We start from the raw sequence: 10,430 nt of genomic DNA on the forward strand, positions 1-10,430 counted from the left end.
GGCGGGCCGCCGTCCGGCGCCGCGCGAGGGCGCCGGACGGACCTCGGCCACCGGCCGTCGGTGATCCTGGGGTCATTGACCCCGGGTCAGTGACCGGGGGTCACTTCAGACCGGCGGCGGCGCAGGCGGCGGCGTAGTCGGCGGTGCAGATGTCGGCGGCCTTGTAGAGACCGTCGGCGATCACCGTGGCGGTGATGTTGGCCTTGGTGACGACCTTGGGGTCCAGCAGCTTGGCCGGAATGCCCTTGTCGGTGTCGCTGTCCACGGTGGCGGAGGCGACGGCCTTGACGTCCTTGCCCTGGAGCAGGCTGACGGCGAGCTCGGCGGCGCTGTCGGCGAGCGGCTTGTACGCCTTGTAGATGGTGTAGGCCTGGTCCCCGGCGACGATCCGCTGGATCGCGTCGAGGCCGGCGTCCTGGCCGCCGACCGGGACGTTGACGCCGGCCGCCTTGAGCTGGGTGATGATCGCGCCGGCCATGCCGTCGTTGGCGGAGTAGACCGCCTGGAAGCCGTCCTTGCCCAGCTGGGTGATGGCGGCGCCGGTCTTCTGGCCCGCGACGGTGGGCTTCCACTCACCGGACTGCTCGTACACCACCTTCTTGATCTTGCCGTCGAGCACCTTGTGGGCACCGGACTTGAAGAGCGCCGCGTTCGGGTCGGCCTCGTCGCCGTTGATCATCACGATGTTGGCGTCGGCGGCCTTGGCGCCGAGGGCGTCCAGCAGGGCCTGGCCCTGGAGTTCGCCGACCTTCTCGTTGTCGAAGGAGACGTAGGCGGAGACCGGGCCGGTGGCGAGACGGTCGTAGGCGACGACCTTGACGCCCTTGCCGGCCGCCTCCTTGACCCAGGCCTGGGTGGACTTGGCGTCGAAGGCGTCGAGCACGATCACCTTGACGCCCTCGGCGATCAGGGTGTCGAACTGCTGCTTCTGCTTGGCCGCGCTGCCCTCGGCGTTGCTGTAGCGGACCTTGCAGTCCGGGCAGAGGGCGGTGACCTTGGCCTCGATGAACGGGCGGTCGAAGGACTCGTAGCGGGTGGAGGAGGCGTTCTCCGGCAGCAGCAGGCCGATGGACTTGGAGTCCCCGGAGCTCGCGCTGTCCTTCTTGTCGGCGCCGGCCTTGCCGCAGGCGGCCAGCGAGAGGGCCATCGAGACCGCGGCGGTGCCGACGAGGACGCGACGCATCGTTGCGTTCATGGGGTGGATGCCTCCGTGACAGGGGCCGCAACTCTGCGGCGAGGTGGCAGGAGTTAACCCGGCGCCGTCCTGTGTCGTCAATAAGTAAATTCAAGCTCCGGCGAATCCCTGCTCTTTCGTTATCTTCATGAACGCCAAGCAGGGGTTGAAACTTGGAGGATCCTCCGAGTCAAGACCTGACAGGACATGACAGAGAAGGACGAATCGCCCACGATCAATAGCTGTGACCTGGTACGTACCTGGTGGGCAAACGATCGTTCGCTGCACATACCGACGCCCCAGCGGCATGCCGAGGCGCTCTTGACAGGGACAGGACGGGCATACTCAAACGTTCAAGAGTTTGATCATCCGTCAGAGAAGTGGGCCGCCATCCGGTCCCGGTAGCGGCCCGGCGTCGTCCCGAACTGCCGGCTGAAGGCGTGCGAGAGCGCGTACGGCGTCGCGTAGCCGACCCGGCGGGCGATGACGTCCAGCGGATCGGCGGTCTGCTGGAGCAGCGCGGCCGCCCGGGTCATCCGCCACCAGGCCAGGTAGGCCATCGGCGCCCGGCCGACCAGGGCGGTGAAGCGGCGGGTCAGCGTCGCCCGGGAGACGCCCGTGCTCGCGGCCAGTTCCTCGACGCTCCACCCCCGCGCCGGATCCTCGTGCAGGGCGCGCAGCGCGCCCGCCACCACCCGGTCACCGAGCGCGGCGGGCCAGCGGCCGCCCGCACCCGGCCCCACCCCGGCGGCGCCCGACTCCGCCGCCGAGCCGGACGGCACCGAGCCCGGCGCTCCCGAACCCGAGGCCGCCGAACCCGACACCCCCGAACCCGACACCCCCGAGCCCGCCGCCGCCGCATCCGCCCCGGCCGCGGTCCGGGGCGAGGCCAGCCAGGCCCGCAGCATGTACACCAGCAGCAGATCGATCAGACTCGGCACGGCGAGCGCCCCGCCCGCCCCGTCGGCGGCCAGTTCCCCGCCCAACAGATCGACCGCCGCCCGGAGTTGGGGGTGGGCTCCGACCCGGTTCGGCAGATGCACCACGTCCGGCAGCTCCAGCATCAGCGGGTGGGACCTGCTGTGCTCCAGGCGGTACTTCCCGCAGAGCAGTTCGGTGATCGGCCCGCTCGCGGTGCCGAGCACCGGCACCGGACCGGGGGCGCCGTCGAGCGGACCCTCCGGAACGGCGGCACCGTCGCGCGGGCCCTCCGGGCTCTCCGGGGCAAGCGGCGGCGTCGGCCGGGCCGCCGCGAGCAGCCGCTCGATCGGCACCGCCAGCGCCGCCGCACCGTGGTCCAGCGGCGCGGACGCGAGCACATGGCCCGTCCCGTGCGGCAGCAGCACGGCGTCGCCCGCCCCGAGCCGGACGGGCTCGCCGCCGTCCGGCAGCAGCCAGCAACCGCCCTCCAGCACCACATGGAAGCCGGCGCCCTCGTAGGCGGGGATGCGGGCCGACCAGGCCCCGCCGACCCGCAGCCGGTTGGAGGAGGGTCGTCCGATCCGCACCGCCGCGATCGCGTCGCTCACCACGTCCATGACCGCAGAATAGCCGCAGCGGCACACCAGTGAGCCGATTGCGTATCTGATCGAGCCAATCACGCATTGAACCGCTCAGTAACACGCTCCTAGGATCGGACTCGTCGACGGAACGACATCACGCACCACCACGGGAGGGACCATGGAACGGATCGTGCTCGGCGAGGCCGAGGTACTGCGGGTCAGGGAGTGGGAGGGGGCGTTCATGCCCTCCGCCGACATCGTGCCCGGGGCGACGCCCGAGGACTGGGAGCGGAACGCGGACCTGCTCGCGCCCGACCACTGGAACCGCGCCGACGACACCCATCTCGGCGCCCTGCAGAGCTGGGTGGTCCGCCACGGGGGCCGCACAGTCCTGGTCGACACCGGCGTCGGGCACCGTCGGCAGCGCCCGCACAACCGCCTCTTCCACGAGCGGGACAGCGACTTCCTCGACCTGCTCGCGGCCGCCGGTGTGCGGCCCGAGGACGTCGACGTGGTGGTCAACACCCATCTGCACGCCGACCACGTCGGCTGGAACACCGTCGAGCGGGACGGCGAATGGGTGCCCGCCTTCCCCAACGCCGTCTACTACCTGCCGGCCGCCGACCACGCCTCCTTCGCCCCGGACGGGCCCGGGCGGGCCGGTCCGGCGACCCGGCAGGAGGAGCGGCGGCTGCTCTACGCCGACAGCATCGAGCCGGTGGTCCGCTCGGGCCGAGCGGTGCTCTGGACCGAGGGCGTCCGACTGGACGAGGCTCTCACCCTGGAGCCCGCACCCGGCCACAGCCCCGGCTCCTCGGTGCTGCGGCTCGACTCGCGCGGCGAGCGGGCGGTGTTCGTCGGCGACCTGCTGCACAGCCCGCTCCAGCTGACCCGCCCCGAGTGCAACAGCTGCTTCTGCGAGGACCCGGCGATGGCCGCGACCACCCGTCGCAGCGTCCTCGAACGGGCGGCCGAACGGGGCGAGTTGGTCGTCCCGGCGCATTTCGCCGGGACGGGCGCCGCCGAGGTCCGGCGCGAGGGCTCCGGCTTCACCGTCACCCGCTGGGCCGGCTGACGGCGGCGGTCGGGGCGCCCGTCCTCCCCCGAGGCGGACGGACACCCCGGCCCCGCCCCGGGCCCGGACTCGGACTCGGACTCGGACTCGGCCCCGACCCGGGCCCTCAGCTCCCGGCGCGCACCGCGTCCACCCAGCGCGCGAGGTCCTGCTCGGCCAACTCCGGGTGGGCCAGCAGCCGTTCGCGCACCGCGCCGAGCACCGGACCGCCGCCCGCCAGCGCGAGGTCCTTGGCGGCCAGCCGCACCGGGAAGTCGGCGTCGACGGCCGTGGCCCGCGCCACCAGTCCCCCGAGCGGCCCGGCGGCGAGCACCCCGCCCGCCAACTCCTCGGGCAGACCGAGCGATCCGGCCAGCGCCAGCGCCTCGGCGACCACCGCCACTCCCCCGACGATCGCCCCGATCGCCACCAGCTTGAGTGCCGCGCCGGCCCCGGGACCGCCGCAGTCGACCACCCGGCCGAGCCGCTCCAGCACCGGCCGGACCCGCTCCACGTCCACCGGCCCGCCGCCCACCAGCACGGTCAGCCCGCCGGTCCCGGCCGGCCCGACGCTGCCCAGCACCGGAGCGTCCACCAGGCCCACACCGTCCGGAAGTTGCGCGCGCACCTCGGCCACCGCGGCGGGGCCCACCGAGGACATCTCCACCCACACGGTGCCGGGCGCCAGTTCGGCGGTGATCCGTCCCGCGACGGACGCCAGCGCCGCCGGGTCGGCCAGCATGGTGACCACGACGCCCGCGCCGCGCACCGCCACCGTCGGATCCGCGACCTCCACCAGCCCCTCCACCGGCTCCGGCACCCGGCCGGGCGTCCGGTTCCACACCGTCAACGGGTGGCCGCCGGAAGCGAGTCGGCGGGCCATCGGGAGCCCCATACGACCGAGGCCCAGAAATGCGATCTTCTCCATGGCTCCACGCTAGGAACTGTCGAGCCAGGCGACAAGCGAATGTCCGGCATGGTACCCATGCGGAATGAACATGGCCTGGCTCGACGTCTTCCGCACCACCGCCCGGCTGGGCTCGTTCACCGCCGCCGGCGAGCAGCTGGGGTTCACCCAGTCCGCGATATCCCGTCAGATCGCGACCCTGGAAGCCGAATTCGGCGTCCAGCTGTTCGACCGGCTGGCCCGCGGGGTGCGCCTCACCGAGCACGGCCGGATGCTGCTGCCGCACGCCGAGGCACTGCTGGACCGGCTGGACGGCAGCCGCCGCGACCTCGCCTCGCTCACCGGCCTCGGCCTCGGCCGACTGCGGATCGGCGCCTTCGACAGCGCCAACGCCGCCCTCGTCCCGGCCGCGTTGGCGGCCTTCGGCACGGCGCATCCGGGGATCGGCATCTCCCTCGCCGAGGGCCTCTCGGCACAGCTGCTCGACCGGCTGCGGGACGGCGCGATCGACCTCGCGGTGGTCGCCGCCTACCCCGGGCACCCCTACGACACCGAGCTGTTCGACCTCCGCCCACTGGCCGAGGACCCGGTGCTGGTGGCCCTCCCCCCGGACCACCCGCTGGCCGGCCGGGAACGGCTGCGGCTCGTCGAACTCGCCGACGAGCCCTGGATCGCCGCCAGCAGCCGGGCCGAGTCCACCCTGCTCGCCGCCTGTGTCCGCAGTGGCTTCCAGCCCCGGATCGCCTACGAGGTCGGCGCCTGGACGGCGAAACTCGGCCTGGTCGCCGCCGGGTTCGGCGCCACCCTGATCCCCGCGCTGGCCGCCCGCGCCGCCCGTCCGGACATCGCGCTCGTCCCGCTCCACCCCGAGGACACGCCGGTCCGCCTCGTCCGTACCGCCACCCTCCGCGCCCACTCCGCGCCTCCCGCCGTCACCGCCTTCCTCCCCCACCTCGCCCGCGCGGCGGCCGCCCCGGTCCGGACCTGACTCCGGACCGGACCGGCCCCTCCGTGCTTTCACGACCGCCCCCGCCGCCGCGGCCCCGCCGGAGGGGCGACGGGGTCCGGGCGGCTCCCGGTCAGCAGGACGGACAGGGTCGCCGTGTGAGTCCGCAGCAGGCTGACGACCCGCCGGTCCCGCGGCGCCGCGAACCTCGGGCTGTACCGGCGTCGCTGCGGGGACGCCGAAGCGGCCGTCCTGCTCGGGCACGAAGCGGTCCGCGGGCTGAGCGACACGGTCGGCCCCGAGCATCCGACCACCCTGAACGCCACGGTCACCCTGGCCAACTCCTGCACCGCCGCCGGGCACCACGAGTGGGCCGAGGAGCTGGGGCGGGCCGCCCTCCACCGGCTGTCCGAGCGGCTCGGGCACGAGCACCCGGACACGCTGGTCTGCCGGGCGAACCTGGCCGTCACCGTGCGCGACCTGGGACGGCACCACGAGGCCCTCGAGCTGCGGTCGGAGGCACTGGCCGCGATCATCCGTCTCCTGGGGGACGAGCACCCGCACGTACGGGATGCCCGCGCGTGGCGGCAGATCGACCGGGACCTCGAACCGCAGCCGTTCTGACGGGGCCGGGACCACCGGGCACGACGGACCGGGACCGCGCCCGGGACGAGCGGGACCGGCGTGGGCCCCGGCCCGGGACGCGGGCGGGACCGCCCCGGGCCCGAAGGGGGGCCGGGTGACGGCCGCTGCCCCAGGTGTTCGGGACAACGGGTGGCCGACCTTGGAGGTCACGCCCGGTCCACGCGCCGGGCGGCCCTATCGGCCCGAGCCCAGGGGAACCCCGTCATGACCGCACAGTCCGTCCTGTTCGCCACCCTTCTCGACGCCCGCCGCTCCGTCTGCCTGCCCGACCTGCTCCGTGCCCAGGCGGCCGCCCGCCCCGACGCCACGGCGGTCACCGCTCCGGCGGAGACCGGCGCGGGCACCGGAACGGGCACCGGAACGGGCGCCCGGCTGAGCTTCCGCGAGCTCGCCGACGCCGCCGACGCGCTCGCCGCGCACCTGCACCGGCTGGGCGTGGCCGCCGACGACTGCGTCGGCCTCTGCACCGAGCCGTCCCTGGCGCTGATGACCGGTGCCTGGGGCATCCTGCACGCGGGCGCCGCGTACCTGCCGCTCTCCCCCGAGTACCCGGAGGAGCGGCTCCGCTGGATGATCGAGTCCAGCGGGACCAGGGTGGTCGTCGCCCAGGAGCACCTGCGGTCCCGGCTGGCCGAGCTGGTCCCGGCCGGCACCCGGATCGTCACCGCCGCCGACCTCCCGGACCGGGACGCACCGCCGGAGCCGGGCGGGAGCACCCACATCCCGCACCAGGCCCACGCCCCGGCCGGCCCCGCCCCCGAGTCGCTGGCCTACGTCATCCACACCTCCGGCAGCACCGGCCGCCCCAAGGGCGTGATGATCGAGCACCACAGCATCGTGTCGCAGCTGCGCTGGCTGGCCGACGCCGGCCATCTGGGCCCGGACACCACCGTGCTGCAGAAGACGCCGATGAGCTTCGACGCGGCGCAGTGGGAGATCCTCGCGCCCGCCGCCGGCGCGCGGGTGGTGATGGGCGCGCCCGGCGTCTACCGGGACCCGGAGGCCCTGATCGACACCGTGCTCGCGCACGGCGTGACCACCCTCCAGTGCGTGCCGACCCTGCTCCAGGCCCTGCTCGACACCGAGCGGCTGGCCGACTGCACCGGTCTGCGCGGGCTGTACTCCGGCGGCGAGGCGCTCTCGGTCCGGCTGGCCCGGGCGCTGACGGCGGCGCTGCCGGGCGCGGAGCTGGTCAATCTGTACGGCCCGACCGAGTGCACCATCAACGCGACCGCCCACCGGATCGACCCGGAGACGCTCGTCGACGGCGCCGGTTCGGTGCCGATCGGCGTGCCGGTGGACCGCACCCGCTGCTTCGTCCTGGACGAGGAGCTGGCGCCGGTGGAGGTCGGCGCGACCGGTGAGCTGTACATCGGCGGTGTCCAGCTGGCCCGCGGCTACCTCGACCGGCCGGACCTGACGGCGGAGCGCTTCGTCGCCTCGCCGTACCTGCCGGGCGAGCGGCTGTACCGCACCGGCGACCTCGCCGAGTGGAACCCGGACGGCACCCTGCAGTGCGCCGGCCGGGTGGACAACCAGGTCAAGCTGCGCGGCTACCGGGTCGAGCTGGACGAGATCGCGCTCGCCGTCGAGGAGCACCCCTGGGTGCGCCGGGCCGCCGCGGTGGTCACCGACGACCCGCGGACGGGCCACCGCAACCTGGTGGCCTGTGTGGAGCTGAACCCCAAGGAGGCCGCCCTGATGGACCAGGGCAACCACGGCGGCCACCACCGGTCCAAGGCGAGCAAGCTCCAGGTCCGGGCCCAGCTGTCCAACCCGGGGCTGCGCGGACCGGCCGAGCTGGCCGGCCGGCCGGTGGTCGAACTGCCGGGGCGCCGGGAGACCGGCCGGCAGCGGCGGGAGACCTTCGCCCGCAAGACCTACCGGTTCTTCGAGGGCGGCCCGGTCACCCGGGAGGACCTGCTGGCGCTGCTCGCCCCGCCGCGCCCGGCCACCGCGCCGAGCCGCCCGGCCGCGACCACCGCAACCGCAACCGCAGCCGCAGCCGCCGTCACCCTGGCCGAACTCGGCCCGGTGCTGCGCTGGTTCGGCCAGTTCCACAGCCCCGAGCGGCTGCTGCCGAAGTACGCCTACGCCTCCCCCGGCGCCCTGTACGCCACCCAGCTGTACCTGGAGACGGACGGCTCGCACGGCCTCGCCGCGGGCGTGCACTACTACCACCCGGTCGACCACACCCTGGTCCGGGTCGGCGACCGGGCCGCCGGGGGCGCGCCGCTCGCACTGCACTTCCTCGGCCGGCGCGGCGCCGTCGAGCCGGTGTACCGCAACAACATCCGGGAGGTGCTGGAGTTCGAGACCGGCCACATGCTGGGCGTGCTGGAGGAGGTGCTGCCGGAGTACGGGCTGGCGGTGCGTCCGCTGGGCCACGAGCCCTCCGTCCAGCGGCGGCTGGACGTCGCCGAGGAGGACTACTACCTGGGCAGCTTCGCGATCGTCCCGGAGGACGGACGGCCGCGCCGGGAGGACACCGAGCTGTTCGTCCAGGCCCACCCGGGCGGGGTCGACGGCCTGCCGGCCGGCCTGTACCGGTACGAGGGCGGCGAACTGACCAGGATCTCCGCCGAGGTGGTGGAGTCCCGGCACGTCATCGCGATCAACCAACAGGTCTACCGGCGGGCGGGCTTCGGCATCACCGCGGTGAGCCGGGCCGCCGAACCGTGGCTGGAGTACATCGGCCTGGGCGTCCGGCTGCACCGGCTGCAGCGCAACGCGCTCGGCTTCGGGTTCATGTCCTCGGGCTACAGCTCGAAGAGCGGTCACCCGCTGCCCTCCGCCCGGCGGATCGACGCGGTGCTGGCCGGGTGCGGCATCGCCGGCGGCCCGTCGTACTTCTTCCTCGGCGGCCGGGTGAGCGAGGAGCAGATCCGCAGCGAGGGCATGCGGGAGGACGCCGTGCACATGCGCGGCCCGGCGGAGCTGATCAGGGACGAGCTGGTGGCCCTGCTGCCGGACTACATGGTCCCCAACCGGGTGCTGGTGCTGGACGAGCTGCCGCTGACCGCCAACGGCAAGGTGGACGCCAAGGCGCTGGCGGCCGCCGAGCAGGTCAGGGACGCCGCCACCGGTGCGCCGTTCGTGGCGCCGGCGACGCCGACCGAGCGGCGGCTGGCCGGGCTCTGGGCCGCAGCGCTGAAGTACGGGACCGTCTCCACGGCGGACGAGTTCTTCGCGGCGGGCGGCAACTCGCTGATCGCGGTGGCGCTGGTCAACCGGGTGAACCGGGAGTTCGGCACCCGGCTCCCGCTCCAGGTGCTGTTCGAGTGCCCCCGGCTCGCCGATCTGGCGGCCAGGATCGACACCGCCGCGGCCGACGGCGCGGGAGGTGACGGCGCCCCGGAGGCCGGGGAACCGGCCTCCCGACTGGTGCCGCTGCACCGCGACGGCACCGGCGACCCGGTGTTCTGCTGGCCCGGACTGGGCGGCTACCCGATGAACCTGCGTCCGCTCGCCGGGCGTTCGGGCCGGCCGTTCTACGGCGTCCAGGCGTACGGCATCAACGCCGGGGAGACGCCGTACCCGACGATCCGGGAGATGGCGGCGGCCGACCTGGCGCAGATCCGGGCGGTCCGGCCGGAGGGCCCCTACACCCTGTGGGGGTACTCCTTCGGCGCCCGGGTGGCCTTCGAGGCGGCCTGGCAGCTGGAGCGGGCCGGGGAGCGGGTGGCCGCGCTGATGCTGATCTGCCCCGGCAACCCGGAGCTGCGGCGGGCGGACGGGGAGCGGTACGGACGCGAGTCCTCCTACCGCAACCCGGCGTACCTGACCATCCTCCACTCGGTGTTCGCGGGCTCGGTCGGCGGTCCCGGGCTGGCCGAGTGCCTCGCCGAGGTGCGGGACGAGGACGGCTTCGCCGCCTTCGTGCACCGGAAGCTGCCGGAGCTCGACGAGGAGCTGATCCGCCGGGTGGCCCGGATCGTCGGGGAGACCTACGAGTTCGAGTACACCTTCCGCGAGCTGGCGGAGCGGCGGCTGTCGGCCCCGGTGACCGTCTTCAAGGCCACCGGTGACGACTACTCCTTCATCGAGGGCAGCTCCGGCTGGTCGGCGGCCGCCCCGGCCACGGTCCGGCTGGCCGGGGACCACTACGGCGTGCTGCGGGAGCAGGGCGTGGACGAACTGGCGGCCGCGATCGCCGCCGCCACGGACGGGGGCCGGGGCGGGAGCGGGGCCGGGGGCGGGAG

7 protein-coding genes are annotated in these 10,430 nt (G+C 74.2%); 4 read left to right on the top strand and 3 right to left on the bottom strand.

Features of this window, described 5'->3' with window-relative positions; all coding sequences use genetic code 11:
* Window positions 1–100: 100 nt before the first annotated feature.
* Together BI06_RS32715 and BI06_RS32720 are read right to left on the bottom strand one after the other, a co-directional pair.
* A complete protein-coding gene (locus BI06_RS32715) occupies window positions 101–1,195 on the bottom strand; it encodes a sugar ABC transporter substrate-binding protein (protein WP_030394800.1) in 1,095 nt (364 codons plus the stop codon).
* Between the two features lie 344 nt (window positions 1,196–1,539).
* Window positions 1,540–2,712, bottom strand: a complete 1,173-nt coding sequence (locus BI06_RS32720) for an AraC family transcriptional regulator (RefSeq protein ID WP_043474401.1) — start codon at window positions 2,710–2,712, stop codon at window positions 1,540–1,542.
* Between the two features lie 142 nt (window positions 2,713–2,854).
* Here BI06_RS32720 and BI06_RS32725 point away from each other — a divergent pair, with 142 nt between their 5' ends.
* Window positions 2,855–3,751 carry an MBL fold metallo-hydrolase gene (locus tag BI06_RS32725; RefSeq protein WP_043474405.1) on the top strand — a complete coding sequence of 299 codons (897 nt, stop codon included), beginning with the start codon at window positions 2,855–2,857 and terminating at the stop codon, window positions 3,749–3,751.
* Window positions 3,752–3,857: 106 nt separating this feature from the next.
* Here BI06_RS32725 and BI06_RS32730 read toward each other — a convergent pair whose 3' ends face one another.
* On the bottom strand, window positions 3,858–4,658 hold the full coding sequence (locus tag BI06_RS32730) for an NAD(P)-dependent oxidoreductase (RefSeq protein ID WP_043474408.1): 801 nt from the start codon (window positions 4,656–4,658) through the stop codon (window positions 3,858–3,860).
* A 64-nt stretch (window positions 4,659–4,722) separates the two neighbouring features.
* On the opposite strand from BI06_RS32730, the gene BI06_RS32735 reads away from it, so the two are divergent.
* The 3 genes from BI06_RS32735 to BI06_RS32745 all read left to right on the top strand — a co-directional run.
* Entirely contained in the window at window positions 4,723–5,625 is a 903-nt protein-coding gene (locus BI06_RS32735) for a LysR family transcriptional regulator (RefSeq protein WP_043474411.1), read from the top strand.
* A gap of 399 nt (window positions 5,626–6,024) precedes the next feature.
* Window positions 6,025–6,207 (top strand): tetratricopeptide repeat protein, encoded by a 183-nt coding sequence (locus tag BI06_RS51465; protein ID WP_255360291.1) that lies wholly within the window; start codon window positions 6,025–6,027, stop codon window positions 6,205–6,207.
* Window positions 6,208–6,432: 225 nt separating this feature from the next.
* Window positions 6,433–10,430 (top strand): amino acid adenylation domain-containing protein (locus tag BI06_RS32745; protein ID WP_063795069.1); only part of this gene is annotated, 3,998 nt, incomplete at its 3' end.

This window comes from Kitasatospora sp. MBT66, from assembly GCF_000710405.2.
In the GTDB taxonomy this organism is placed as follows: domain Bacteria; phylum Actinomycetota; class Actinomycetes; order Streptomycetales; family Streptomycetaceae; genus Kitasatospora; species Kitasatospora purpeofusca.